The organism is Bartonella sp. AP58NXGY (assembly GCF_042195785.1).
Lineage (GTDB): Bacteria > Pseudomonadota > Alphaproteobacteria > Rhizobiales > Rhizobiaceae > Bartonella.
This window is the reverse complement of record NZ_JBHIOY010000365.1, coordinates 1-595: the sequence shown is the minus strand read 5'-3', so window position 1 is coordinate 595 and position 595 is coordinate 1. Positions and strand designations below refer to the sequence as shown.

Sequence of the window (595 nt, the reverse complement as noted above, 5' to 3'; positions counted from 1 at the left end):
CATTGTGCTTAATAAAATACAAATTCTTTTCAACATTCTTTTCCCCGTTTTATCTCATCCTTTTGTATTCTTATACCTTTTCACACAAAGTGATTATGATTTTGCTCTTTCATCTTTTAAACAGCATGGTATCAAACATCAACTTCATCTAATCAAACTAAGCATCTATAAAGTAATTTTCTGATAGATCAATTTATTATTCAAAATGAAGAGAATTTGTAACCATAAACCCAAAATTCTTCAATATAACTTCCCATATCCATCTCTCCCTATCACTGACCTCAATCATATACGACACAATCCCCAGCAATTTCATCTTCTTTAAAAACTGAAGGGCTCTTACTGAGAAGAGTATTTTCATCATATAATTATGATCAGCTCTTTTTATCTTTGATGACATAAAAAGACACGCTTATTTTTCAATTGCACTATAAAAAACACGCGGCGCACTATTCCAAACCCATTTTTTGACATCAGGTGTCATCGCTATCACATTATATTTCTGAAAGATAAATGCATAAGGGCCTTTTTGCATTAACTCACGTTGTAAATCAGCATATATTTTTTCCCGTTTTTGTGGATCTTTTTGAAATAA

General features: G+C 31.1%; 1 pseudogene. It reads right to left on the bottom strand.

Annotation, left to right across the window (positions count from 1 at the left end):
• Positions 1 to 412: 412 nt before the first annotated feature.
• A pseudogene (locus tag ACFINC_RS11450) lies at positions 413 to 595 on the bottom strand (ABC transporter substrate-binding protein); the annotation flags it as partial.